The following is a 24,575-nucleotide window of genomic DNA, read 5'->3' on the forward strand; positions in this document are numbered from 1 at the left end:
GGTCATTTCACGAATTTTGGTCGAAATATTTCATCCGGCCAAAATCGTTCTAATTCAGGATGTTAATGCCACCTGACAAAACTTACCCCGCTTCGTGGCAAACCAAAACAGCGGTTTTGGCATAACTACGCCCGTCCCGATAAATACTAGAACATTACCCAATCACTAGGAACACTTGGAGTGACCGCAACTGGCGCAGGTCATGCACCCCTCCACCATGCGCATCGCGAAATCGCCGCAGCTTGGGCACGCCGCGCCGCGGTCACCGCCCAAGTTCACCACTTCTGCCGTCGGATCGCTTTTCAGGCCCATCCCCTCGCCCGCGAGGAACCCCGTCTTGACCATGTGTTGCTCCAGGATGCCACCGATCGCCGCCAATATGGACGGCACGTATTTGCCCCCCATCCAGGCTCCGCCGCGCGGGTCGAACACGGCTTTCAGCTCCTCCACCACGAAGGACACGTCCCCGCCCCGCCGGAACACCGCCGAGATCATCCGCGTCAGGGCGACCGTCCAGGCAAAATGCTCCATGTTCTTGGAGTTGATAAACACCTCGAACGGGCGCCGTCGGCCGCCCAGTACCACGTCGTTGACGGTGATATAGATGGCATGGCTGCTGTCGGGCCACTTCAGCTTGTAGGTCATGCCCTCCAACTCGGTCGGACGATCCAGCGGGTCGGACATATAGACGATTTCGGCGCCGTCGCTGCTGACCTGCTGAGGGGCCACATTCGAAGCCTCACTGACACTCAATACCGATCCGGTCACGTCATTGGGCCGGTAGGTCGTGCAGCCTTTGCAGCCGCTGTTCCACGCCTGCATATACACATCCTTGAACGCGTCAAAGCTGATGTCCTCGGGGCAATTGATTGTCTTGGAAATGCTGCTGTCGACCCATTTCTGCGCTGCCGCCTGCATGCGCACGTGGTCGGCGGGCGCCAGCGTCTGGGCGTTGACGAAATACTCGGGCAGTTCGACATCGCCGAACGTGTCACGCCACATCTGAACGGCGTAGTCGACGACCTCCTCTTCGGTGCGGCTGCCGTCCTTTTGCAGGACCTTGCGGGTATAGCTGTAGGCAAAGACCGGCTCGATCCCGCTGCTGACATTCCCGGCATACAGGCTGATCGTGCCGGTCGGCGCGATCGACGTCAGTAGCGCGTTGCGAATGCCATGCTTGCCCACCGCGCGACGCACATCGTCGTCCATGCCCTGCATCGTGCCGCTGGCCAGATAGGCGTCCGCATCGAACAACGGAAAGGCGCCCTTTTCCTTTGCCAGATCGACCGAGGCCAGATAAGCAGCCCGCGCAATCGCCTTCAGCCACGCCTCTGTCTGTGCCGCTGCGGCGTCCGAGCCATAGCGCAGCCCGACCATCAGCAGTGCGTCCGCAAGGCCGGTGACACCCAGCCCGATCCGCCGCTTGGCCTGCGCCTCTGCCTCTTGTGCGGGCAGCGGAAACTGACTGGCATCGACCACATTGTCCATCATCCGCACGGCCAGCGCGACCAGTTCGGACAGCGCGGCCTCGTCCAGCGCGGCGCGCTTGCCAAAGGGGTCGCTGACCAGCCGCGCCATGTTGATGCTACCCAACAGGCACGCACCATAAGGTGGCAGGGGCTGCTCGCCGCAGGGGTTGGTCGCGGCGATCGTCTCGCAATAGGCCAGATTATTGGCCTGATTGATCCGGTCGATAAAGATCACGCCCGGTTCGGCGTAGTCATAGGTCGCCTGCATGATCCGGTTCCACAGATCGCGCGCCTGTACCGTGTGATACACCTTGCCGCCAAATTCCAGATCCCAAGGCCCGTCGGCGTCGACCGCCTCCATGAACGGGTCCGTCACCAGAACGCTCAGGTTGAAATTACGCAGGCGCGCCGGATCGCTCTTGGCGGCGATGAAATCCTCGATATCAGGATGATCGCAGCGCATCGTCGCCATCATCGCACCCCGGCGTGATCCGGCGCTCATGATCGTGCGGCACATTGCATCCCAGACGTCCATGAAGCTCAGCGGCCCGCTGGCATCGGCACCCACGCCTTTGACCACGGCGCCGCGCGGGCGGATGGTAGAGAAATCATAGCCGATCCCGCCGCCCTGCTGCATGGTCAGCGCCGCCTCGCGCAGCGCATCAAATATGCCGCCCATATCATCCGGCACGGTGCCCATCACAAAGCAGTTGAACAGCGTCACCTTGCGCCCGGTCCCTGCCCCGGCCGCGATGCGCCCGGCAGGCAGGAATCGGAAGTCTTCCAGCGCGCCATAGAATCGCTCTTCCCACACGTCTGGCTCGGCCTCGACGCTGGCCAGCGACCGCGCGACCCGACGCCAGCTATCCTCGACCGTCGCATCGCCGCCGTCCCCGTTTGCAGGACTAAAACGATACTTCATGTTCCAGATCTGTTCGGAAATGGGGGCAGAAAAACGGCTCATATACGAGGCTCCGAATAGACTGAAAATGCAATGGGGTGGCGGAGTGCAAACAATAGGCCCGCGTCGCGATGCGGTCAACGGTGCGGATCGATGCATGCAGGCCACAATCATACATTATACATCATACAGCTTTGTTTTTCATTGGGAAAAATACCCAACTCCGTCGGTCCCGCAGATATCTGCACTGATAGGTGCGCGCGGCACCGGCAAAACGTCCGGGTGTGCAAAACACCGCTTCGGGATTGCACTTGCCGCCGCACGGCATAAGGTTAACGCCATGGCCCAAGCACCCCTGAACCTAATCAAGCTCAGCGTCGGCACCAGCAGCGTCGAAGATCTGATCGCATGGCAGGCTTCGCGCCGCGCGCAGAGCGACGACGGAGTGCCGCGCCATGTCACCCGCATGTGGCCCAAACGCGCCGAGGAATTGCTACAAGGCGGATCGATCTACTGGGTGATCCAAGGGGCGTTGCAATGCCGCCAGCGAATCCTGCGTCTGGACGAGGTCATCGGCCAGGACGGTGTGCGCCGCTGCGCTATTGTGCTGGACCCGCAGATCGTGCGTACAGCCACAGCGCAAAAACGGCCCTTTCAGGGCTGGCGCTATCTGCAGGGAATCGACGCGCCGGTCGATCTGAGCGGCACGCGCGACGACGAAGACTCACTCCCCCCCGGTCTCAGCGCTGCCTTGGCCGATATCGGCGTGATATAAGCGCAACACTGACGACACATCCCGCACAGGTAGAATCGCACCCCCGACCATGCCTTAATCGGCTTGACCCGCTCCGGGACCAAATTTAAGCTACTGTTATTAATAAAAGATTTTTTTTCAGAATAACCCGACTCGCGACCACACTCCAGGCTCGGCTGTTAATCGCTCATCCAAATCACATTTTCTTGAGGCTGTCAGATCAACGAAGCCGTTGCATCCCGCAGGCCAATTCTAAATATGAGATCCATGAGGCGCAGGACCAGAACACTGGACACCACGCCCGAGCAGTTAACGAAAGGACATACCATGAAATACTTGCTCTCCGCAGCAGCTGCCTCCGCCCTGATGGCAGGCACCGCATTCGCCGGCAACATCGAGCCCGCACCCGTCGAAGCCGTGATTGTACCGGCAGCCCCGGTCTTCGCTTCGCCGAACTGGACTGGCTTCTACGCCGGTGGCCAGCTGGGCTATGCGAACGTCGACGGTGACGGCGTTGACAACAACGGCACGCCGCTCATTCCCGGCGATGACTTTCCCTTCACCGCCAATGGTGACGGCTTCATCGGTGGTCTCGTTGCTGGTTACGACTACGATCTGGGTGACTGGGTCATCGGTGCCGGCTTCGACTACGACTGGACCGATATCACGTTGGGCGGTTCCCCTGTCAGCGTGGAAAGTGTCTGGCGCGCGAAACTGCGCGGCGGTTACAAATTCGGCAATGGCCTGCTGTACGCAACCGGTGGTTATGCCAACGCAGACACCAACTTGGTTGGCGATTCGGACGGCTGGTTCATCGGCGCAGGCTACGAGCACATGCTGACCCAGAACTTCTCGCTCGGCGGCGAAGTCCTGTACCACCAGTTTGATGACTTCAGCAACCCCGCTGCCGGCGTTGCCAGCTACGACGCAGACGTGACCACCGCTCAGGTGCGTGCAACGTTCCGCTTCTAATTGGACGGCCGGGCCATTTTGGCCCGGCAACCACCCAATGCAACGCGCGGTCCCAACGGGCCGCGCGTTTTCCGTTGTTTTATCTTGATAAATCGACGCGCGGCGCCCCCACTCATCGCTGCGTCAGTTGACGCCCAGTATCGCCGTCAGGTTTGCCAGCGTGGCCCGGTCCGCATCGCTCATCGCCGCCCGGCGAGCGCGAAACAGCGTTGCCTGACTGCGCAGGATCAATCCGTCATCGAGGATTTTCAGGTGGTTCGCGTTCAGCGTATCCCCCGACGATGTGATATCGGCAATCGCCTCGGCGGTCTCATTCTTGACGGTGCCCTCGGTCGCGCCCTGACTATCGACCAGGCTGTAATCGGCCACGCCATTTTCACGCAGGAAATCACGCACAAGTCGGTGGTACTTCGTTGCAATCCGCATGCGATGTCCATGATTGGCGCGAAACGCCGCCCCAACCGCATCCAGATCATCCAGCGTGCCCACATCGACCCAAGACCGCGGCACCGCCAGCACCAGATCGGCCTGGCCAAAGCCCAGCTCGGCCAACTCCTCGACGCGGTCCTCCCAGTTGCCCAGTTTTTCGCGCACCAGATCGGTGCCGGTCACGCCCAGATGGATATGTCCGGCAGCCAGTTCGCGCGGGATTTCCCCGGCTGACAGCAGCACCAGTTCCACATCGCCAGCGCCCTCGACAATTCCGGCATATTCGCGATCAGACCCCGTCCGCCCCAGCGTGACACCGCGCGCACCGAACCACTGAAATGTCTTCTCCATCAGCCGCCCCTTGGACGGCACGCCCAGACGAATGCTCATGACAAATCTCCCAGCCAGACCACCAGACCGGGGCGGATCACCCCTCCCACGGCAGGAATTTCACGCCCCTGCCCCAGTTGCCGGGTCAGCGCATCATAGCGCCCGCCCGTTGCGACAGCGGGCAATTCGGGATGCGCCTCTGAGGTAAAACCAAAGACGAACCCGTCGTAATATTCCATCTGGCTGCGCCCATAGGACGCCTCGAACGGCAGATGATCCACGTCGATCCCCCGCGCCGCGAGCGCCTCCAACCGCGCGGCCAGTTGCGCGACCGCGCCGTTGATGCTGGGCATGTCGACGGCAATATCACGCAAACGCTCCAGCGCATTGGGGCACGTCTCGCGCACGGCAAGGATCGCGTCGATCAGCTCAACTTCGCCCTCGGCCACGGGCGGCGCCGCCGCATCCGCGCGCAGCGCGTCGATGCGCGCGGTGATCTCGGTCGCGCTGCGCAGTCCGATCATCGGCCCGGCCCCGGCCATCGGATCGACCGCTTGCAGCAGTGCCGCCCGGCTGGTCGGCACAGGGGTGCGCCCGGCGAACCGGTCCAGCAGCGCGCGAAAGCGGCGCGGACGCCAGATATGCCGCCGCAGCGCCGCCTTGCGGGCAGATGTAGTGCCCAGACCGTCGACAGCCGCCATCAAAACCCCGATATCGCCCGTCATCGCGCGCAGCTTCAGCGGCGCCAGCATATCGTGCAACCGCGCGAACACCTCGGCATCCGACTGGGCTGGCGTGCCACGTTCGAACACCTCATAACCCACTTGGACGTACTCACTGGCCCGGCCCGTATCGGCCTCCTGTCGGCGAAACACCTCGCCGGAATAGGTATAGCGCGCGGGCTCGGCCCCCCCGGCCATGTGCATCTGCACCACCGGCACGGTGAAATCTGGGCGCAGCATCTGCTCGCCCTTCAGCGGATCCGAGGTCACATAGGCGCGTGCGCGAATATCCTCGCCGTATAGATCCAGCAAGGTTGCGGCGGGTTGAAGGATCGCGGTTTCAACCACCTGCGCGCCAGCGGCCTCAAAGGCGGCACGCAAGCGCGCTGCCTCGGCGCGGGTGGCCGCGCGGCTGACATCGGCAGGCTTGGCAGGGCCGGGCGCGCGGTGCTGCATGTCCAGATCCGGCATCAAACCTCGCCGCCCGGCTCAAAGCCGTCCAATATCTCCTGCACCTTCGCGACCATCTGCGCGCGCGGCACTTCAAATTGGCTGGGCCGTTCCTTCCATTCCTCCAGCGTTGCGCTGGTGGCAATCTGCGCGCCCAGCACCAGATCCTTGATCTGCACCACGCCTTGCGCGCGCTCGTCCGCCCCCTCAATGATGGCAACGGGGCTGCCGCGCTTGTCCGCGTATTTCAACTGGTTACCGAAGTTTTTCGGATTTCCCAAGTAAACTTCGGCCCGAATTCCGGCCTGCCGCAATTCACCCACCATGGCCTGATAATCTGCCATACACGCACGGTCCATCACCGTTACCACGACCGGGCCGCGCGCCTCGCAGCTGGTCTTGCCCTTAGCCCGCAGCGCCGCCAGCAGACGGTCGACACCGATGCTGACGCCTGTGGCCGGCACCGCCTGCCCGGTAAAGCGCTTGACAAGATCGTCATAGCGCCCGCCGCCCGCGACGCTGCCGAACTGCCTCTTGACGCCCTTTTCATCCAGAATGTCAAAGGTCAGCTCAGCCTCGAACACCGGCCCGGTGTAATAGCCAAGGCCGCGCACGACGCTGGGATCAATCTCGATCCGGTCCGGCCCATACCCCTGCGCCGCGACCAGCGCTGCAATCTCTTCTAACTCATCCGCGCCCTCGGCCCCGATGGCCGATCCGCCGACAGCGGCGCGCAAATTGGCAAGCGTTTCAGCCGCATCCGCCCCCTTCGATGTCAAAAACGCGATCACCGGTCCCGACTGCGCATCGCTCAGCCCCACACCGTCAATATAGGCGCCTGACGCATCCAGCCGCCCCTTGCCCAGCAGTTGGCGCACGCCGTCGCTGCCGACCTTGTCGAACTTGTCAATGGTGCGTAGCACGGCGTCGCGCTGGGTCTGGTCGTCCAGCCCCATAACCTCAAGCACACCGTTCAGAACCTTGCGGTTATTCACCCGCACCACATAGTCGCCGCGCGCAATCCCCAAGGTCTCCAGACAATCGGCCAGCATCGCGCAAATCTCGGCATCCGCCGCCACGGAAGGCGCGCCGACCGTATCCGCATCACACTGATAAAACTGGCGGAACCGCCCTGGACCTGGCTTCTCATTGCGCCAGACTGGCCCCATGGCGTAGCGCCGGTAGGGCGTCGGCAACTCGTCCTTGTGCTGCGCATAGACCCGTGCCAGCGGCGCCGTCAGATCATAGCGCAGCGCCAGCCAGTCACCCGGCTTTTCGCCCTCGTCCTCTTGCCATGCGAAAACGCCTGCATTGGGCCGGTCCACATCCGGCAAAAACTTGCCCAGCGCCTCGACCGTTTCGACGGCGGAACTGTCCAGCGCGTCAAAGCCGTAGTGGTGATAGACCCGCGCGATCGCGTCCAGCATTGCTGCACGCTCCACGACCTCGACACCAAAGTAATCGCGAAACCCCTTGGGCGTTTGCGCCTTGGGGCGCGGGGTCTTTTTCTGCTTGGCCATCGCATGACTTCCCAAAGCTGTGGAACCTGCCGCGCGGTCTAGCCCAAGCACCGCCCCCCGGCAAGCGGGGCACTCCGCCTGCGGCTTTTTCTTGGGCAAAATACCCATATCGGAACGGTGCTGCGCGCACGCCGCTTGACGCCACCCATTCGGCACGCGACAAGCGCGACATGGAACAGCTCGAAGAGAAAATCGCCCATCTTGTCCGCGCCGTCGACGATCTGTCGGACACGGTCGCGCGGCAGGATCGCGAGATTGCCATGCTGACCCGCCGCGTCGAGATGCTGATGCGCCGCGAGGCCGAGCGCGAAGCCGACCTTGGCGGCTCTGTCACGCTGGGAAACGAGCGCCCTCCTCACTACTGAGCACCAGATTTTTCGGCGAAAAATCTCTGCCCCGTCTCAGGCCCGTCTCAGGCCCGTCTCAGGCCCGTCTCAGAGGTCCTGCACATCCATCACGCCGTCGAGGCTTTTGATCGCGCCCTTGATCTGCGGCGTCACCGGATAGTCGCGCCCCGCTGACAGTTCGACCTCGCCCGGCAGCCCATCGCCCATCAGGCAGAACCGGATCGGGCCGGGGCGGGCCGCGCGCGCGGCCTCGGCCGCGCCCTCCAGCACCCGCGCGACAGACGCCACAGCGCCGGGCGCATCGACGAAGATCCTCAGCCCCAGACTGCCCGCATCCGCCACCACGCCGTCAATCGGCGCGACAGATCGGGCCAGCAGCTTCAACTGCTCGGACTCCATCGTTGCCTCGACCGTGACGACCACCTGCGCGCCGGTGTCGATATGCTCGCGCGATTTCTCCAGCGTTTCCGAGAACATGACGACCTCGTAACCGCCCGTCGTATCGCTCAGCTGGACAAAGGCAAAGCGGTTGCCGCGCGCCGATTTCCGCTCTTGCCGACCTGCGACGATACCGGCCATCTTGACGACACAAGGCGCCCGCGCGGCCTGCTGCATCACTTCGTCCAGCGTCTTGATCTTCTTGCGCTTCAGTGCCGCCATATAATCGTCCAGCGGATGCCCGGACAGGTAAAACCCGACCGCCTTGAATTCCTCGGTCAGGCGCTCGGCAGGCAGCCAGTCATCGGCGGGCAGAAGGCGCGGCTCGGGCAGATCTTCGCCCGCCTCACCAAACAGGGACACCTGCGCTGAATTTTTCTGGTCGTGGATCGCCGCCGAGTAATTCATCAACGCTTCGATTGCGCCAAACACGCGGCGGCGGTTGCGGTCGATCTCATCGAACGCGCCGGAACGCGCCAGCATCTCCATCGGCCGCTTGCCGATCCGCTTGATATCCACGCGGCGCGCGAAATCATAAAGCGTGGCAAAGGGTTTACCGTCCCGCCCCTCCACGATCAGCTTCATCGCCTCGACACCGACATTTTTCAGCGCGCCCAGACCGTAATGCAGGACCCCATCGCGCACCATGAACTGCGCGTCCGAGCGGTTGACGCAAGGCGGCGCCCATGGAAGGCCCAGCCCCTTTTTCACCTCTTCGAAATAAACCGACAGCTTGTCCGTCAGATGGATATCGCAGTTCATGACGCCCGCCATGAACTCGGTAGGGTGGTTCGCCTTCAGCCACGCAGTCTGGTAGCTGACCACCGCATAGGCCGCCGCGTGGGATTTATTGAAACCGTAATTGGCGAACTTGTCCAAGAGGTTCCAAACCTCCAGCGCCTTGGCATCATCAACACCGTTTTCCTTGGCGCCCGCGATGAATTTGGGCCGTTCGGCGTCCATCGCCTCCTGAATCTTCTTGCCCATCGCGCGGCGCAGCAGGTCGGCGCCCCCCAGTGAGTAGCCCGCCATTTCCTGCGCGATTTGCATCACCTGCTCCTGGTAGACGATGATGCCCTGCGTTTCGTCCAGAATGTGATCGATCGTCGGATGCAGCGCATCACGCTCTGAAATCGCGTTCTTCACTTCGCAGAATTTCGGGATGTTCTCCATCGGACCGGGTCGATAGAGCGCCACCAGCGCGATGATATCCTCGATGCAGTCCGGCTTCATTCGCTTGAGCGCGTCCATCATGCCCGAGCTTTCCACCTGGAACACCGCAACCGTTTTTGCCTTGGCATACAGCGCATAGGTCTTGGCATCGTCCAGCGGGATCTGGCCGATATCATTTTCGGCGCCCTCAATCGGCTCGTAAATCGCGCTGCCATCGGCGGCGGTGTGCAGATCGCGGCCCTCGCCGTGAATTTGCTGAATCGCGTTCTGGATCACGGTCAGGGTCTTCAGACCCAGAAAGTCGAACTTGACCAGCCCAGCCTGCTCGACCCATTTCATGTTGAACTGGGTGGCCGGCATATCCGATCGGGGGTCTTGGTAGAGCGGCACCAGCGCGTCCAGCGGGCGATCCCCGATCACGACGCCGGCTGCATGGGTCGATGCATTGCGCAGCAGCCCTTCGACCTGCATGCCGTATTTCAGCAGCCGGTCCACAACCTCCTCGTTGCGGGCCTCCTCGCGCAGGCGGTCCTCCTGGATCAGCGCCTGCTGGATGCTGACGGGTTTGACGCCCTCGACCGGGATCATTTTAGACAGGCGGTCGACCTGCCCATAGGGCATTTGCAACACCCGGCCAATGTCGCGCACCGCGGCCTTGGACAGCAGCGCGCCGAAGGTGATGATCTGGCCCACGCGGTCGCGGCCATATTTATCCTGCACGTATTGAATCACCTCCTCGCGGCGATCCATGCAAAAGTCGATGTCGAAGTCGGGCATGCTGACGCGTTCGGGATTCAGGAACCGCTCGAACAGCAGGGAGTAGCGCAGCGGATCAAGGTCAGTGATCGTCAGTGCATAGGCCACGAGGCTGCCAGCGCCCGAGCCACGCCCCGGACCCACCGGGATATCGCGGTCCTTGGCCCATTTGATGAAATCGGCAACGATCAAGAAATAGCCGGGAAATCCCATGCCTTCGATGATGCCCAGTTCAAATTCCAGCCGTTTTTCATAATCCTCAACGCTGGTGGCATGCGGGATGACGGCCAGCCGCGCGGCCAGCCCCTCCTTGGCCTGCCTGCGCAGCTCGTCCACCTCATCATCAGCGAATTTCGGCAGGATCGGGTCGCGGCGATACGCGCCAAAGGCACAGCGTTTGGCGATTTCGATCGTGTTTTCAATCGCCTCGGGCAGATCCGCGAACAGCGTCGCCATTTCGCGCGGCGTCTTGAAGTTATGCTGCGGCGTCAGGCGGCGGCGCGGGGCGGATTGATCGACATACGTTCCCTCGGCGACGCAGAGCATGGCGTCATGGGCCTCGTACATCTCGGATTTCGGGAAATAGACGTCGTTCGTGGCGACCAGCGGCAGCTCCATCGCATAGGCCATTTCGACATGGCCCCGCTCGCTCAGCCTTTCAGACTCGGGCAGGCCATCCTCGCCGGGGTGGCGTTGCAGTTCCACATACAACCGATCACCGTAGATTTCGGCCAATTGGCGCATCAGCGCCTCGGCGGCGGGGCGCTGGTTGGCGCGCAACAGGCGTCCTACAGGGCCGTCGGGGCCGCCCGAAAGGCAGATCAGGCCGCCAGAATTTTCGGCCAGATCGGCGCGGGTGACATGCGGCAGCGTGCCGTCGCCGCGCAGATACAGGCAGGAGTTGAGCTTCATCAGATGCTCGTACCCCTCTTCGTTCTGGGCCAGCAGAACGATGGGCGCGGGCGGCGGCACCCTCTCGCCCGGGGCGACGTCGACATAGGCCAGATCGATCTGACAGCCCATGATCGGCTGAATGCCCGCACCCGCCGCAGACACTGCGAATTCAAGCGCAGCGAACATGTTGTTCGTGTCCGTCACGGCGACAGCGGGCATGCCTGCGCTCTGGCACAGGCCCGGCAGCTTTTTCAGGCGCATGGCCCCTTCAAGCAGGGAATATTCGCTGTGAACGCGCAGGTGGATGAATCGGGCTGAATTTGACATGGCGATAGTTTAGGCCAGTGGTATCGTAGCCGCCAGTGGGCAATCCGCGATGCCCCCGCGGCACCCGTCGTAACAACCACCAAGATCTTGGCAATTTCGCAGCAAGAATAAAAGGATACGCCTATGACCCACCGCACGCGGCTACCGTCCTCTGCCTCAATTGCCCTGCCAGATACTGGTGCGCGGCTGACAGCGCCTTCGGCCCAGCGCAACGCGCCCGCGATTGCCGCGGTGCTGGCGCAGCATGGCCCGCAATCAGGCCGCGCGCTGGAAATAGCCAGCGGGACAGGGCAGCATGTGGTTGCCTTTGCCGCCGCCCTGCCTGGCCTCACCTGGCAGCCGACCGAAATTGACGCCACCCGCCGCACCAGCATTGACGCATGGGCAGAGGCGCACAACATTCTGCCTGCGATCCCGCTTGACGCGACCGCGCCCGAATGGGGCGTGCGACACGCGGGACAGGATCTGATCGTGCTGGTGAACCTGCTGCATCTCATCAGTGACGCCGAGGCGCAGATCCTGCTGCGCGAGGTCGCTGCCGCACTGGCGCCCGGTGCGCTGTTCGCCGTCTATGGCCCCTTCTTGCAGGGCGGATGCACTGTGTCGCAGGCCGACGCCGATTTTGACGCCAGCCTGCGCGCGAATGATCCTGAAATCGGGTACAAGGATGTCGACGACGTTCTGCACTGGATGGATTACGCGGGGCTGTGCCCCGAGCCGCCCATCGACATGCCCAGCAACAACCTGATGCTGCTGGCCCGTCAGGCGCTGTAGGTCACCTGCCCGCCGCAGATCGTGAGCACTGCGCGCGCTTGGTGGATGGCATCGGGCGCGCAGGTCTCCAGATCGCGGTCCATCACCACCACATCGCCCATCTGCCCCGGTATCAGTTGCCCCTTGCGGCCCTCGTTGAACTCCACCCACGCGTTGCCACTGGTGTAGGAGGCGAGCGTATCCATCAGGCTTTGCGGGCGCACGTCCCACGGCACGCCGGGCTGCGCGGGCGCGATCGCGCACTGGATGTTGCGCATCACATCGACCGGCACGACCGGCCAGTCGGTCGAGAAAATCACCGGCGCGCCGGTGTCGCGGATGCGCTGCCATGCATAGGCGTAGGGGTATTGATCGTCATGCAGCAGGGTGCCCTGCGGAACGATCGGGAAATAATCCCCCAGCGGCGAGTGGCGCGGCTGGAGTGACGCGACCGCGCCCAAGGCATGGATGCGCGGCAGGTCGTCGGGGTGGATCAGTTCGATATGTTCGATTCGGTGGCGCGAATCGCGCGCGCCGTTGGCATTGCGTGCGGCTTCATACCCGTCCAGCGTGCAGCGCGTCGCCAGATCACCGATGGAATGAACGCTCAGTTGCAGGCCCATGGCATCGGCGCGGATGCTGGCCGCGTTGAAATGATCCGGCTCGAATACCGGCTCGCCCACCATGTCGGTGCCGGGATAGGGCCGCGTCATCATCGCTGTTTTGGTGTCGATAACGCCGTCCATGAACATCTTGACCCGGCCCGACCAGACCCGGTCGCCGGTATAGCGACGCCTCATTTCCGCAGCCTCCTCCAGCCGGTCCAGCGGGTCGTAATTTTTCAGGTGAAACGGAACCTGCATGCGACATTTCAGATCGCCCGCGGCATCCAGATCGCTAAGCAGTTCCATCTGATAGAAATTGCCGTCCATGTTATGCATCGTCGTGATGCCGTGGCTGGCCGCATGCGCCAGCCCCTTGGCCAGCAGGCGGCGGTCGGCGGCGCGCTCTCCTTGCGTCACAGGCGGCTCTGGCTCGGCGCCGGTAACGTAGCCCAGCATGTCGCGCCCGCCCGTGCGGCTGAGCTTTAGCACCGGGCCGAAGGCGCCGGTTTCCTGCAACTCACCCGAGGCTGTCCCGCCCTCCTCCATCACGATCACGCTGCCTTCTGGCACCGGGCCGCCATGCAGCAGGCCCGCCTGCTCCAGCGCCATCGTATTGGCCCAGAGGGTATGAATATCAGGCGCCAGCAACGCCAGAGGGCGGCCCGGCAACATGGCATCCAGATCATGGCGCGTGGGATTGCGCCCGTCCATCAGCCCGTAGGCGGTGCCGGTGCCCAGGATCATCGGCTCGCCCGGGTTGGCATCTGCATAGGCGCGGATCGTCTGCGCCGCGCGCTGCGCCGTTTCAACCCCTTCCATCGCCATGAATTCCAGCGCGGCAGAACCTTGGAACAGATGCACGTGACTGTCGATGAAACCGGGCAGAACCGTGCCGCCGGCCGCATCGATCACCCGCGCGCCCGGCGCCGCCAGATCGCGGATATCAGCCGTGCTACCCACGGCCAGAATCGTCGCTCCGGCCAGTGCCACCGCCTCGGCACGGGGATACGCGCCATCCATCGTCAGAACCTTGCCGTTCAGGATCACCAGATCCGCTGTGCCCGCCATGCGCCCGCTCCCTTGGCCAAAGGTATTCGCCCCCAGATTGGGCCATCCTGCGCGCTGCGGCAAGCGGCTGGGCAATCCGTTGTCGGCGCTGGACCCGAAACCGCGCGAGGAAATGCAGATCGCGCTGAACCTCCTGCATCGCGAGACGGGCATCACCTTTGTCTTTGTGACCCACGATCAGAAAGAGGCGCTGACCAGTCCGACCGGATCGCGGTCATGCAGGCGGGCAGCATCCTTCAGGTCGGAGTCCCGAAAGAGATCCGCAACAATTTCGCGCGCCATCGTTCAGACATCCTTATTCTATACCAATATATTAGGCATCAATCATAATGTAAAAAATAACGCGCAATCCTGCCAGCCGGGGCATCAATCGCCTCGGCGCCGCACGTCATTGCCGCTGGCAACTGATGTCGCCCGCACTAATCATCGGGTTTCCGACCGCGTATTTCATCGCATCCAAGCCGCCGAAGTATCGCAATTCCTGGCTGTGCCCGATCACCCTGCACTTCACGGTTCTGCCGCTCTATGCCAGTCTCGAAAGGCTGGGTTCCGGCTGGTCGAGGCCGCGTACGACCTTTACGCCAGCCGTTTTCAGGTGCTGCGCCATGTCATCATCCCGATGGCGAGACCGGGCATCGTGGCGGCCTGCATTCTGGTGTTCATCCCCGGCGTTGGCGCCTGTATTACGCCCAAATTACTGGGCGGCGGCGCGGCACTGGCCACCACCCGCATGCACGCTCCGGGGACAGACGCTCGCCTAGGCGGTCATCAAGCAACTGACCGGCCTCACCGGCACAGGGTATCTGATGCTGGCGCACGACGGACTACGCACCCGTCGAGAAGCTGACGTTGCGTGATATCAAACTCAGCCAGACATGGAACAGCGCCGCCATGCGCCCGCGCGACCAGCCCCCGACGCTGGCCTGTGCCCCCCAGATGACGGCTTCACCGGTTGGATGGACAACGCCGCCGTCCTGAAGAACGCAGCCAATATGGAAAACGCCAAGTTGTTCATCAACTTCATCATGTTGCCCGAGAACGCGGGCTGATTTCCAACTTTACCCACTATGCCAATGGCATCACCGGCAGCGTGGAATTCGTGGGCAAGTACATGAAAACGGCGCCCGAAATCGTGATGCCGGACGACGCCCCAGCGCCTGATTTCGTCCAGCCCTGCCCGCACGAGGTGACCGATCTGTGCAACCGTATCTGGACGACGCTGAAGCAATAGGGCATTGCCATAGGCAGGCGGGGCGCGATATCAGCACCCCGCCGTCAAGTTTTGCGCGCACCGCGTCGCGCCCAGCCCTAAGGAAACCCGCCATGACCGTCCCCGTCGCCCCCAGCCCAGCGCCGCAACCCCCGCTCAGCGCGCGCGAACAGGGGATCATGCAAGGGTTCCCGCCAGCGCCGGACAAGATTCCCGGCCCAACCAACTGGGACATGCCGCCCTACAACCGCTGGTCATTCCAGAATATGCGCGGCCTGTTCCCGACAACCGACGTACGGCGCGGCGATGGCCCCGTGCGCGATCTGCCCGCCGCTCCGCAGGAGGATCTGGGCGAGATCACGTTCAAGACGATGGCGGGCGAGACCAGCACCATCGATGACTGGCTGGCCCACAGCTATACCGACGGGTTTCTGGTGATGAGCCGCGGCAAGGTCGTGTCCGAGCAGTATTTCAACGACATGGAGGGGCACACCCCGCATCTGTCGCAATCGGTCGCCAAATCGCTCGTCGGCACGCTGGCCGGCGTTCTGAATGGCGAGGGCGCGCTGGATCTGCATGCACCACTCCTGGACCTGATACCCGAGCTGGGCAATTCGGGCTACGCTGGCGCGACCGTCGGTCAGGTGCTGGACATGCGCACCGGTACGCGGTTCACCGAGGAATACAACATGCCCGGATCGGACATGACCCGGATTGACATTGCCAGTGGCTGGCGCCCGCCCGTGCCGGGCGAGGCTGTGCCGACCATCCGCGAGGTGATTCAGACCCTGCAAGCCGAGCGTCCCCATGGCGAGGCGTTCAACTACCGCTCGATCGAAACGGACGTTGCCGCCTGGGCCTTGGAGCGGGCGGGCGGTCAATCGCTGGCCGCGCTGATGTCGGACCGCATCTGGCAACATATCGGCGCCGAGCGTGACGGGTTCTTTACCGTCGACGCCGCAGGCACCGCGCTGGCCGATGGCGGATTTAACGCGACGATGCGGGACTATGCGCGCTTTGGTCTGATGATGTTGCAGGGCGGCGCCGTCGAGGGGCGTCAGGTCGTCCCGGAGGCATGGGTGCGCGCCTGCGCCCGCGGCGATACCGCCGCTTTCGGCGAACCTTATACAGCGACATCGCCGCACGGCGCCTATAGTCGCCAGTGGTGGATTCATGACGCGAAGCGCGGCGATTTCATGGCACGAGGCGTCTTTGGCCAGCTGATCTATCTCGATCCGCAGACAGAGTTCATGGCCGTCAAGCTTTCGACCTGGCCCGACTTCCTGATCCACAGCTACACTGTCGACATGCTGTCGGCGGTCACCACCATCCGCGACGCCTTGGCCGAATCCGAGGCCAGCCCCAAGAAGTTCACCGATTTCCTGCGCCGTCGCTGAACGTCGCAATCGCACCTGCGCAGGCATGCGCGGAAAACATGGCTGATCACAAAAAGGAGGCACCGACAACGGTGCCGCCTTTTCATTTGTGCATGGCGCGCGGCTCAGTCCGGCAGGGCACCGCAGAACCCACCGGACGGCGCCACGCCCGACCCAAAGGCCAAGATCGGTGGCGCCGTATAAGGATTGGGCGGCGATGCCGTGATGTCCAGCCCGATCACCAGCAGGACAAGGGCCAGTGCGGCCAGCGCGATGATACGGCGACTCATGTGCGTGGCTCCAGCCCCAGATGCGGGCGCAATCCGACCCCTACCCACGCCCCGGCAAAGGCAGCAGCGAACCAGACCCAGCCATGCAGGCTTCCGGTCGAGATGCCGGAAAAGAACGCGCCGACATTGCAGCCAAAGGCCAACCGCGAGGAAAAACCCAACAGCAGCCCCGCGATCACGGTTGCCACCCATGCGCGTGCCGGTAGCGTCGGCATCCGCGCCGATAGCCCTCCGGCGCGCCAGTTTGCGATCACGAAGGCGCCCGCAATCAGCCCGAAATTGGTCAACGACGTGTAATCCGTCAACACGCTGTCGCCCACGCGGGCGGCATTGCCGGGCGTCGACCAAAAGGCCGAACCGCTCAGATCCGCCCCTGCCCCAACCGCGCCCTTGGCCACCCACAGACCCAGCCCGTAGACCACGCCCCAAGGCTGGCCCGCGACCAGCAGATTGCCAATCGCCAGCGCCGCAAGGATCAGCGCCGCCACGATCAGGCGGCCCGGAATCCGACGTGTGCCCGGCGCTGCACGCCACAGCAAAAACGCCGCGACCGCCACCAGCAGCGCCAGCGTGATCGCCAGCCCCTGCCCGCCCCGCAGCACGATGATCGGCAGGCTGCCCAGGTCCGTCCACCACACCAGGCTATACGCACCGAAAAAACTGCCGATGGCAAAAAACGGCAGCGTCAGCAGACCCACCGGATTGCCGCTGCCGGCATTGATCAGCGTGCCGGACCCGCAGCCCAGCACCAGCTGCATCGCCGCGCCAAAGACAAAGGCGCCGCCGATCATGGCAAGGCCAACCGGCGCCTCGGCGCCGACCAGTTCGCCCGAATGGCTTTGCAGCAAGGGGATAGCGACGATGGCGACAATGCCAATCGACAGAAGTTGCGCCAGAATGCCCGCCGGATCACGCCGCAGGATCATCGCCCGCCACGGCCCGGCAAAGCCAAAGCGCAGCCCCTCCAGCGTCATGCCAAGGCCCAGACCGATCGCCAACATCAGCCCGAACCGCGGACCGGCCAGCGCGGCGACCAGCACAATCGCAATCAGCGCCCCGATCACCAACGCGCCGCGCGTCAGGACGCGGCCCCACGGGCCGCGCACATCGTCGTATTGAACCGTATTGGACATTAGTTTGGCATGATCTTGTTCAGAAGGTTTTGGAACAGGCCCGGCACATTCGCCATCTCGTTATCGGTCTTGGAGTAGCCGACCATGGACTCGGGATACAGCTTGACGTTCGGCACACCGGCCAGTTCTGACATGGCGAACCAGTCGGTCGCCGCCCAGTGACCCGTGTTGCAGAACGACACGATCTCGGTATCCTTTTTCACGCCCAGCGTCGCCATCAGGTCAGTTGCGGTCGCGCCATCGACGATCGACGTGCCATCCTTGAACCAGACCGAATGGGTCACATTCTGCGCCCCCGGCAATGTGCCCGGACGTTCGGCGGCGCCATGCGATTGCTTGCCCTCGTAAAAGCTGGCGGGGCGCGCATCGACCAGCACCGCATCGCGGTCGCCCGCGACAACCGACGCGACATCATCTGTGTCGGCCAGCCATTCGTCGGAAAAGGTGATGTCGATATCGGACGCCACCGGCTGGGCGGCATCGGTGTCCAGCGGCAGATCTGCCGCCTCCCACGCGGTCATGCCACCGTTCAGGATGGCCAGTTGCGTCAGGCCCGACGATTTGAGCGTCCAGTAAACCCGCGCGGCGGCGCCGAAATCGGTGTCGCTGTCGCCCTCATGCACGATGGCGATGGGCTGATCGAAGGTCACGCCCAAGCCTTGCAATGTCGCCTCCAGCTGATCCTCGGGAATGACTTGGCCGGGGTTATCGGACGGACCGCGAAACGCTGCGTAAGGCGCCGAAATCGCACCGGGGATATGTCCTTCGCCATAGGCATCGCCCCGGATATCCAGGATCAGCAGCGTATCTGCGGACAGACCGGCGTTCAGGGCATCTGGCGCGACCAGCGGGCCAAACGTATTTTCTGCCGCTGCGACAGAGCCATAGCTGGCAACGGCCAGCGCGGCGATGGCGAAAATCTTCATGGGGGCACCTCGGATTGGCTGTTTGAACACAAGATTGATAGTGACCATGTCGGTCGGAACAGGCCGCGTGACAAGGGGCAGATTGTGGCAGATGACCTGTACCGTAGTCAGAAATTCGCGCGGCGCAAAGATGGTCAGACACAGCCGCAAACCAAGGCCGGATTAACGGAAATTTTGAACTCGAAAGCCCCCCGAAGCAGAACGATTTTCTTATCAACCCATAATCGCCAGTATATTTTAGAAATACGTCGCGCCCGGCGACTGTCACCGCCCGGCGACATCGACCGGGCCGATCACACTGCGCGCCACGTCGCTGGCCGGGGTTTCACCGTCCAGCAATGCGCGCAGGCGGCTAAGCCTGCGCCCGGCAGCCGCCTGCGGACAAAACCCCCGGATGGGACATCGACGACAGCGACGCGGGCGTAAAGGTCTGCCATCATGCGGACCCTTGAACAAAGCCCTCGACCTCGTCGCGTTTGGCGACGTGGCAATAAATCATATTGATGATCCGCAATTCGGCCTCGTGCAGTTCCATCGTCGCAGCGGCGCAGCAATCGTCGACGACGACGACGCCAAAGCTTTCGTCGGCAAGGCTACGCACCGTGGACGACACGCATTGGTCGGTAAAGATGCCTGCGACGATCACATCCGTGATCTCCATGTTACGCAGGATCAGCCGCAGGTTGGTGCCGGTCAGGGCGCTGTCGGTTGTTTTCTCGACGGTGATCTCATCCCCCACCGGGGCCAGTTCATCGACGATCTGCGCCTCTTCCAGGGTTTTGGGCAGTAGCAGATAGTTGAAACCGGGTTTCTTCTGGCTAAGCGAGCGGTCACGCCCGTCCTCCTTGTGGCAGGCGATGCGGGCGTGGATCACCTCGATCCTCTTGGCGCGGCAGGTCTCTATCAGCTTGGCGCAGTTCGGGATCACAGTGTCGTTCATCCGCGCGTAGAACGGCTGCCAGCGGGCGGTTTCCTCGGGGGTTTCCTTGTCTTGCAGATAGGTTTTCTGCACGTCGATCATCAGCAGCGCCGTGCGTTTCGGATCCAGCACGATATCCTCGGGCGGCTCGGCGGTTTCGTAATAGAATGAACGGTATGCGGTTTTCCAGCTCATGGGGATTTCCCTCCTGTCTTGCGTTTCAGGGTTAACAATGTGCCGATCTCGCGCGCAGGGAACAGCCCACCGGGGCGCAGCGACAGCACCGCGATCATGGCAAGGGCCAGCACGATTTCCGTCAGGCCGATCACCTGCTGCGGCATGAACCCGGCCTCGTTTATACCAGCCTCGACGCTGCGCAGCGCCTCGTAGGCGAAGGTCACGATCAGCGTGCCAATGACCGCGCCGGTCACCGTGTTGGCACCGCCGATCACTAGCATGGACAGGATCAGGAACGTCTCTTTCAGGTAAAACGCGCGCGGCGAAAACGAGGTGACAAAATGCCCCCAGAGCGCACCCCCGATCCCGGCAAACAGCGCAGCAAGGATGAAGCCGACCCAGCGCAGACGGGTGATATTCACGCCGATGGCGGCGGCGGCGACCTCGTCATCGCGGCTGGCGCGCAGCAGCTGTCCGGCGCGCGATTCCTTGAATGCCATCGCGCCGATCAGCGCGGCCAATGCCACGCCGCAGGCCAGCCACAGACTGGTCGCCTCGGGGATACCGAACAGGGTGCGCGGCCCGTTGGTGACGGCGCTCCAATGCGTAAGGACCGTATGCAGCACGACCAGCAGCGCAAAGGAGGTGATGACCGCCGCCGCATCCGACAGCCGCATCAGCGGATAGGACAGCGCAGCCGCGACCAGCGCTGCCACCAGACCGCCGATGAGGATGGTCAGGTAAGGGCTGAGCTGCACGTTCTCCAGAATGGGATAGAGATCGGGCAGCGCCATGCCCTTCATCCGGTCCGGGATCGACAGGACAGCCGAGGTATAGGCGCCCACTCCCATAAACCCGATATGCGCGAATGACAGGATGCCCGAATTACCCATGAAAACCTGAAGGCCCAGCACAAGGATCATCGACACGAACATCGTCGTTGCGATCCGCTCGTACAGGCGTATGCCCATGAACTCAGCCAGCAGCGCCGCCGCCACGATCAGCGCGCCAAGGATCAGAAATGTCAGAAGGTTTCTTTGCATGGCTCAGGTCCGCTGTCCGCTGGCCGGACCCTTCATCAGGCCCTCGGGGCGCCAAAGAAGGATCAGGATGACGAGGCTAAAGGTAAAGGCGTCGCGGAATTTCAGCAGATCCTGCGACAGCGTGTAGTTCAGCGTCGTGTCGATAAGGGCGAGGATGAAACCGCCCAGCACTGCGCCCTGCAGCGACCGCATGCCGCCGATCACGCAGGCGATAAAGGCGATCAGCAGCGGCTCCAGCCCGATGGCGGGCGCGACGGTGCCGATACGGCCGATCCAAAGGATGCCGACGACACCGGCCAGCAGCCCGCTGATCGCGAAGGCGGAGGAAATGATCAGGTTCGCCGGCACACCCAGCATCCGCGCCATGGTGAAGTTCGTCGCCGCAGCGCGCATTGCGATGCCGAGGACGGTCTTTTGCATCAGGAATGCAAACAGACCCAGCAGCAGCACAGCCGCAACGATGGTGATGATATCTCGCATCGGCGTCGGTGTGCCTGCGATCATCACGCTTTGCGAAAAAATCTCGGGCAGCGGCACGCTGCGCGGACGCGGCGAAATGAACAGCAGCGCGGCGTTCTGGAGCAGTTTGGAAAAAGCGAAGGAGGTGATCAGAACCGCCGTCACTGATTTGGCGCGCACCGGGCGGAAGGCGACATAATCCGTCGCCAGCCCCGCGACCATCGCCATGACGACGGCCACCGCCGCCATCACCAGCCACGGCAGGGGCGATCCGCCAACCAGATGCAGGGTGTATCCCGCCACCATGATCAGCTCGCCATAGGCGAAATTGACCAGTTTCAGGATGCCGTAGACCAGCACCAAACCCAGCGCCATCAGCGCATAGGCGCCGCCGAGGCTGAGCACGTTGATGATGAACTGTATCGCGAAATCCATGCCTCAGCCCCCCAGATACAGCGCGTCGAGGTCGCTCGACGATGCGATCTCCTGCGCGGTGCCGCTGCCGGCAATCTCGCCAAGGCGCAGCACATAGGCGCGGTCGGCGACTTGCAGCGCCTTGCGCGCGTTCTGCTCGACCAGAAGGATGGTCAGTTTTTGCGCCTTGAGTTCTGCGATCATCTCAAAGATCTGGTCGACGATAGCGGGGGCAAGGCCCAGCGACGGCTCGTCCAGCAACAGGATGCGCGGGCGCGACATCAGCGCGCGGGCGATCACCAACATCTGCTGCTCCCCCCCCGACAGCGTGCCGGCGGCCTGCTCGCGCCGCTCGTGCAGACGCGGAAACATCCCGAACATCTGCTGGCGGTCCTCAGCCACGCCCTTGCGATCACTGCGGCGCACATAGGCACCCAGCGTCAGGTTTTCATCGACCGTGAGGTCGGGGAACACATCGCGCGTCTCCGGCACGGTCGCCATGCCCTTGCGCAGCATCGCCTCGGGGTTGGCCGAGGTCACGTCCTGCCCGTCCAGAAATACCTGCCCGCCCGATGCCTTGATCGCGCCCGCGACGCACAGGATGGAGGATGATTTGCCCGCGCCATTGGCGCCCAGCAGCGTCACCAGTTCGCCATCGGCAACGGCGAAGGACACGCCGCGCACCGCGTGGACGGCGCCGTAGCGCACGTGGAGATCCTTGACTTCAATCATCTGCGCCGCTTCCCAGATAGGCCTCGATCACGTCGCGGTTGGTGCGCACCTCTTCGGCGGAGCCTTCGGCGATGGTACGCCCGGACGAGATCACTTGCAGGCGATCGCACAGCCGCATGATCAGGCTCATATCATGGTCGATGATCAGCAGACCAAGGCCCCGCTCGGCAGGCAGCGCGCGCAGGATATCCAACAGCGCATCGGTTTCGGCCACGTTCATGCCCGCCGCAGGCTCGTCCAGAAACAGGAATGACGGCTCGGCGGCCAGCGCGCGGGCGATTTCCACCCGGCGCTTGTCGCCATAGCTAAGCGTGCCGCACAGATCGTCGGAATGGCGCCGCAACCCGAAATCGTCCAGCAGCGCCTGCGCCTTGGCGCGCGCAATGCGCCGACTGTCGCCGCGCGCCAGTGCTGCCGTCTCGATATTTTCCAGCGTGGTCATGTTGTTGAACAAGCGCACGATCTGAAATGACCGTGCCACCCCCAGAAGGGCGATCTTGCGCGGGGTCAGCCCGGAAATCACGCGCTCGCCGATGCGCACGTCGCCATTGGCCAGCGGAACCTGCCCGGTGATGGCATTAATCGTCGTCGTCTTGCCCGAACCGTTGGGGCCGATCAGGCCCAGGATCTCGCCCGGCTCCAGCCGCAGCGAGACGGCATCCAGCGCCTTGAGGCCGGAAAATTCGACCGAGGCCTCGCGCACTTCCAGAGGCGCGCGGAGGTTTGCATCATCCAGCATCGTGCAATGATCCCTTAGTTGGATAAAACGAGCGGCGGCAATGCGCCGCCACCCGCTGTAGCATCACGGCTTGGGCAGCGCCTCGGGGCGGCGCCAACCCATGAAACTGGGCTTGCCACCTTCCAGCGCGGTCAGCACGGCGGCCTTGTCGGGCTCGTGGCCGTCCTCGGCCGACGAATAGGACAGCTTGCCAGTCAGCAGATCAAACTCACCCTCCTCCAATGCCTTGGCGACAGCGGCGCCATCGGTCGTGCCCGCCGCTTCGACCGCAGCGGCCATCAGCATGATGGTGTCCCAACCGGTCGCGACAAAGGACGATTCAGGCGCCTCGCCGTGCTTTGCTGCGTAAAGCTCGTTGAATTTCAACATATCCGGATGCGATTCCGGCCCCATCCAGGCATGGGTGACGAAATAGATGTCATTGCCCAGCTTGTCTCCCAGCGCCTCGTGCATGGCCGGATCGTCATAGGCGTCGCCGCCCAGGACCGGCGCGTCGATGCCCGCCTCGCGCAGCGCGCGGATGATCACGCCGATATCCTGCCCGTAGGACGACAGGAAGATCACGTCGGGCGTCTCGTCCAGCGCCTGAAGGCGCGACAGCTGCGCCGAAAAGTCATTGTCGCCGTTGGTATAGGTATCCTCGAGGATCACCTCACAGCCGATATCCTGGTAGTGCTCGACGAAATATTTCGACAGCGATTTGGTATAGGCGATGAACTGATCGGTGACGACATAGGCCTTTTTCCAGCCCTTTTCCTCGCAGGCGAAATTCGCGGCGACGGCGCCCATCGTGGTGTTCCACATCGACAGGGTGAACTGCTTGTCCCCCAGCGACCACGACGAATAAAGCGGATCGGACGCGCAGGTCGAAATGCCGACCAGACCGGCCTCCTGCGCCTCGCGGCTGGCCGGGCCGCCAAAGTCGAAATCGCAGGGTGCGACGATCAGTTCGGCGCCCCGGTCGATCAGCTCGACCGCGACGTTGCCGACCGTGACGGGGTCGGATTTGCCGTCGATATTGACGAATTTGACGGGACGGCCAAGGATGCCGCCGTTTTCGTTGAGGTAGTCGACCGCCACTTCGGCGCCCAGAAATCCGGGCGTGTCCAGCGGCGCCTGAATGCCGGTCAGCGACAGCGCGCCGCCGATCAGCAGTTCTTCGCCATCCTGCGCGGATGCCGCGCCTGCCGTCATCATCGCGCCGGACGCGATCAAGGCGGCTGTTTTCTTGATACTCATGGTCTTTTCT

21 protein-coding genes and 2 pseudogenes are annotated in these 24,575 nt (G+C 63.0%); 8 read left to right on the forward strand and 15 right to left on the reverse strand.

Annotation, left to right across the window (positions count from 1 at the left end; all coding sequences use genetic code 11):
• Positions 1-165 precede the first annotated feature (165 nt).
• A complete protein-coding gene (locus tag FGD77_RS18335; protein ID WP_255012183.1) occupies positions 166-2,433 on the reverse strand; it encodes an adenosylcobalamin-dependent ribonucleoside-diphosphate reductase in 2,268 nt (755 codons plus the stop codon).
• Positions 2,434-2,710: 277 nt separating this feature from the next.
• Between FGD77_RS18335 and FGD77_RS18340 the strand changes: the two genes are divergently transcribed.
• A complete protein-coding gene (locus FGD77_RS18340; protein ID WP_255012187.1) occupies positions 2,711-3,145 on the forward strand; it encodes a DUF1489 family protein in 435 nt (144 codons plus the stop codon).
• 306 nt (positions 3,146-3,451) lie between these two features.
• Positions 3,452-4,096 (forward strand): outer membrane protein, encoded by a 645-nt coding sequence (locus FGD77_RS18345; protein ID WP_255012188.1) that lies wholly within the window; start codon positions 3,452-3,454, stop codon positions 4,094-4,096.
• A 123-nt stretch (positions 4,097-4,219) separates the two neighbouring features.
• On the opposite strand, the gene hisG is transcribed toward FGD77_RS18345, so the two are convergent.
• Genes hisG through hisS form a run of 3 tightly spaced genes read right to left on the reverse strand, consistent with a single transcriptional unit; the run spans position 4,220 to position 7,547 of the window.
• Positions 4,220-4,915, reverse strand: coding sequence for an ATP phosphoribosyltransferase (hisG, locus tag FGD77_RS18350; protein ID WP_255012189.1), 696 nt, complete (start codon positions 4,913-4,915; stop codon positions 4,220-4,222).
• Positions 4,912-6,048 (reverse strand): ATP phosphoribosyltransferase regulatory subunit, encoded by a 1,137-nt coding sequence (locus FGD77_RS18355; RefSeq protein WP_255012190.1) that lies wholly within the window; start codon positions 6,046-6,048, stop codon positions 4,912-4,914. Before FGD77_RS18355 ends, hisG begins: the two co-directional genes overlap by 4 nt.
• Positions 6,048-7,547, reverse strand: a complete 1,500-nt coding sequence (hisS, locus tag FGD77_RS18360) for a histidine--tRNA ligase (protein ID WP_255012195.1) — start codon at positions 7,545-7,547, stop codon at positions 6,048-6,050. The genes FGD77_RS18355 and hisS overlap by 1 nt, the downstream gene beginning before the upstream one ends.
• A gap of 170 nt (positions 7,548-7,717) precedes the next feature.
• Here hisS and FGD77_RS18365 point away from each other — a divergent pair, with 170 nt between their 5' ends.
• Complete coding sequence (locus FGD77_RS18365) at positions 7,718-7,912, forward strand: SlyX family protein (protein WP_255012202.1); 195 nt, start codon at positions 7,718-7,720, stop codon at positions 7,910-7,912.
• Between the two features lie 69 nt (positions 7,913-7,981).
• On the opposite strand, the gene dnaE is transcribed toward FGD77_RS18365, so the two are convergent.
• Positions 7,982-11,482 carry a DNA polymerase III subunit alpha gene (gene dnaE, locus FGD77_RS18370; RefSeq protein ID WP_255012205.1) on the reverse strand — a complete coding sequence of 1,167 codons (3,501 nt, stop codon included), beginning with the start codon at positions 11,480-11,482 and terminating at the stop codon, positions 7,982-7,984.
• A 123-nt stretch (positions 11,483-11,605) separates the two neighbouring features.
• On the opposite strand from dnaE, the gene FGD77_RS18375 reads away from it, so the two are divergent.
• The gene (locus FGD77_RS18375; RefSeq protein ID WP_255012207.1) at positions 11,606-12,256 is read left to right on the forward strand and encodes a DUF938 domain-containing protein; all 651 of its coding nucleotides are present in this window, start codon (positions 11,606-11,608) and stop codon (positions 12,254-12,256) included.
• Here FGD77_RS18375 and FGD77_RS18380 read toward each other — a convergent pair.
• On the reverse strand, positions 12,244-13,908 hold the full coding sequence (locus tag FGD77_RS18380) for an amidohydrolase (RefSeq protein WP_255012208.1): 1,665 nt from the start codon (positions 13,906-13,908) through the stop codon (positions 12,244-12,246). The genes FGD77_RS18375 and FGD77_RS18380 overlap by 13 nt on opposite strands.
• Positions 13,909-13,984: 76 nt before the next feature.
• On the opposite strand from FGD77_RS18380, the pseudogene FGD77_RS18385 reads away from it, so the two are divergent.
• The 4 genes and pseudogenes from FGD77_RS18385 to FGD77_RS18400 form a co-directional block, all read left to right on the forward strand.
• Positions 13,985-14,169, forward strand: a pseudogene (locus FGD77_RS18385) (spermidine/putrescine ABC transporter ATP-binding protein); the annotation flags it as partial.
• A 251-nt stretch (positions 14,170-14,420) separates the two neighbouring features.
• Positions 14,421-14,617, forward strand: a pseudogene (locus tag FGD77_RS18390) (ABC transporter permease subunit); the annotation flags it as partial.
• 166 nt (positions 14,618-14,783) lie between these two features.
• Positions 14,784-14,957 (forward strand): hypothetical protein, encoded by a 174-nt coding sequence (locus FGD77_RS18395; protein WP_255012209.1) that lies wholly within the window; start codon positions 14,784-14,786, stop codon positions 14,955-14,957.
• Positions 14,958-15,231: 274 nt separating this feature from the next.
• The gene (locus FGD77_RS18400; protein WP_255012210.1) at positions 15,232-16,515 is read left to right on the forward strand and encodes a serine hydrolase; all 1,284 of its coding nucleotides are present in this window, start codon (positions 15,232-15,234) and stop codon (positions 16,513-16,515) included.
• A 104-nt stretch (positions 16,516-16,619) separates the two neighbouring features.
• Here the strand turns inward: FGD77_RS18400 and FGD77_RS18405 are convergent, their stop codons facing one another.
• The 9 genes from FGD77_RS18405 to FGD77_RS18445 all read right to left on the reverse strand — a co-directional run bounded on the left by FGD77_RS18405 (position 16,620) and on the right by FGD77_RS18445 (position 24,565).
• Positions 16,620-16,784: a hypothetical protein gene (locus tag FGD77_RS18405; RefSeq protein ID WP_255012211.1), complete on the reverse strand. Its 165-nt coding sequence runs from the start codon at positions 16,782-16,784 to the stop codon at positions 16,620-16,622.
• The gene (locus FGD77_RS18410; RefSeq protein WP_255012212.1) at positions 16,781-17,917 is read right to left on the reverse strand and encodes a YeeE/YedE family protein; all 1,137 of its coding nucleotides are present in this window, start codon (positions 17,915-17,917) and stop codon (positions 16,781-16,783) included. Before FGD77_RS18410 ends, FGD77_RS18405 begins: the two co-directional genes overlap by 4 nt.
• A complete protein-coding gene (locus FGD77_RS18415; RefSeq protein ID WP_255012223.1) occupies positions 17,917-18,843 on the reverse strand; it encodes a sulfurtransferase in 927 nt (308 codons plus the stop codon). The genes FGD77_RS18410 and FGD77_RS18415 overlap by 1 nt, the downstream gene beginning before the upstream one ends.
• Before the next feature lie 436 nt (positions 18,844-19,279).
• Entirely contained in the window at positions 19,280-19,957 is a 678-nt protein-coding gene (locus FGD77_RS18420) for a cysteine hydrolase family protein (RefSeq protein ID WP_255012226.1), read from the reverse strand.
• A complete protein-coding gene (locus FGD77_RS18425; RefSeq protein ID WP_255012228.1) occupies positions 19,954-20,982 on the reverse strand; it encodes a branched-chain amino acid ABC transporter permease in 1,029 nt (342 codons plus the stop codon). The genes FGD77_RS18420 and FGD77_RS18425 overlap by 4 nt, the downstream gene beginning before the upstream one ends.
• Positions 20,983-20,985: 3 nt before the next feature.
• Entirely contained in the window at positions 20,986-21,876 is an 891-nt protein-coding gene (locus FGD77_RS18430) for a branched-chain amino acid ABC transporter permease (protein WP_255012234.1), read from the reverse strand.
• 3 nt (positions 21,877-21,879) lie between these two features.
• Positions 21,880-22,587 (reverse strand): ABC transporter ATP-binding protein, encoded by a 708-nt coding sequence (locus FGD77_RS18435; protein WP_255012235.1) that lies wholly within the window; start codon positions 22,585-22,587, stop codon positions 21,880-21,882.
• Positions 22,580-23,326: an ABC transporter ATP-binding protein gene (locus tag FGD77_RS18440; protein ID WP_255012236.1), complete on the reverse strand. Its 747-nt coding sequence runs from the start codon at positions 23,324-23,326 to the stop codon at positions 22,580-22,582. Before FGD77_RS18440 ends, FGD77_RS18435 begins: the two co-directional genes overlap by 8 nt.
• 63 nt (positions 23,327-23,389) lie before the next feature.
• Positions 23,390-24,565, reverse strand: coding sequence for an ABC transporter substrate-binding protein (locus tag FGD77_RS18445; protein ID WP_255012239.1), 1,176 nt, complete (start codon positions 24,563-24,565; stop codon positions 23,390-23,392).
• Positions 24,566-24,575 lie beyond the last annotated feature (10 nt).

The sequence above is a fragment of the Roseovarius sp. M141 genome, from assembly GCF_024355225.1.
In the GTDB taxonomy this organism is placed as follows: domain Bacteria; phylum Pseudomonadota; class Alphaproteobacteria; order Rhodobacterales; family Rhodobacteraceae; genus Roseovarius.

Bases quoted from the DNA above. Each gene is read 5' to 3' on its own strand.
- FGD77_RS18335 (WP_255012183.1), bottom strand. From the start codon at position 2,433: ATGAGCCGTTTTTCTGCCCCCATTTCCGAACAGATCTGGAACATGAAG.
- FGD77_RS18340 (WP_255012187.1), top strand. From the start codon at position 2,711: ATGGCCCAAGCACCCCTGAACCTAATCAAGCTCAGCGTCGGCACCAGC.
- FGD77_RS18345 (WP_255012188.1), top strand. From the start codon at position 3,452: ATGAAATACTTGCTCTCCGCAGCAGCTGCCTCCGCCCTGATGGCAGGC.
- hisG (WP_255012189.1), bottom strand. From the start codon at position 4,915: ATGAGCATTCGTCTGGGCGTGCCGTCCAAGGGGCGGCTGATGGAGAAG.
- FGD77_RS18355 (WP_255012190.1), bottom strand. From the start codon at position 6,048: ATGCCGGATCTGGACATGCAGCACCGCGCGCCCGGCCCTGCCAAGCCT.
- hisS (WP_255012195.1), bottom strand. From the start codon at position 7,547: ATGGCCAAGCAGAAAAAGACCCCGCGCCCCAAGGCGCAAACGCCCAAG.
- FGD77_RS18365 (WP_255012202.1), top strand. From the start codon at position 7,718: ATGGAACAGCTCGAAGAGAAAATCGCCCATCTTGTCCGCGCCGTCGAC.
- dnaE (WP_255012205.1), bottom strand. From the start codon at position 11,482: ATGTCAAATTCAGCCCGATTCATCCACCTGCGCGTTCACAGCGAATAT.
- FGD77_RS18375 (WP_255012207.1), top strand. From the start codon at position 11,606: ATGACCCACCGCACGCGGCTACCGTCCTCTGCCTCAATTGCCCTGCCA.
- FGD77_RS18380 (WP_255012208.1), bottom strand. From the start codon at position 13,908: ATGGCGGGCACAGCGGATCTGGTGATCCTGAACGGCAAGGTTCTGACG.
- FGD77_RS18395 (WP_255012209.1), top strand. From the start codon at position 14,784: ATGGAACAGCGCCGCCATGCGCCCGCGCGACCAGCCCCCGACGCTGGC.
- FGD77_RS18400 (WP_255012210.1), top strand. From the start codon at position 15,232: ATGACCGTCCCCGTCGCCCCCAGCCCAGCGCCGCAACCCCCGCTCAGC.
- FGD77_RS18405 (WP_255012211.1), bottom strand. From the start codon at position 16,784: ATGAGTCGCCGTATCATCGCGCTGGCCGCACTGGCCCTTGTCCTGCTG.
- FGD77_RS18410 (WP_255012212.1), bottom strand. From the start codon at position 17,917: ATGTCCAATACGGTTCAATACGACGATGTGCGCGGCCCGTGGGGCCGC.
- FGD77_RS18415 (WP_255012223.1), bottom strand. From the start codon at position 18,843: ATGAAGATTTTCGCCATCGCCGCGCTGGCCGTTGCCAGCTATGGCTCT.
- FGD77_RS18420 (WP_255012226.1), bottom strand. From the start codon at position 19,957: ATGAGCTGGAAAACCGCATACCGTTCATTCTATTACGAAACCGCCGAG.
- FGD77_RS18425 (WP_255012228.1), bottom strand. From the start codon at position 20,982: ATGCAAAGAAACCTTCTGACATTTCTGATCCTTGGCGCGCTGATCGTG.
- FGD77_RS18430 (WP_255012234.1), bottom strand. From the start codon at position 21,876: ATGGATTTCGCGATACAGTTCATCATCAACGTGCTCAGCCTCGGCGGC.
- FGD77_RS18435 (WP_255012235.1), bottom strand. From the start codon at position 22,587: ATGATTGAAGTCAAGGATCTCCACGTGCGCTACGGCGCCGTCCACGCG.
- FGD77_RS18440 (WP_255012236.1), bottom strand. From the start codon at position 23,326: ATGCTGGATGATGCAAACCTCCGCGCGCCTCTGGAAGTGCGCGAGGCC.
- FGD77_RS18445 (WP_255012239.1), bottom strand. From the start codon at position 24,565: ATGAGTATCAAGAAAACAGCCGCCTTGATCGCGTCCGGCGCGATGATG.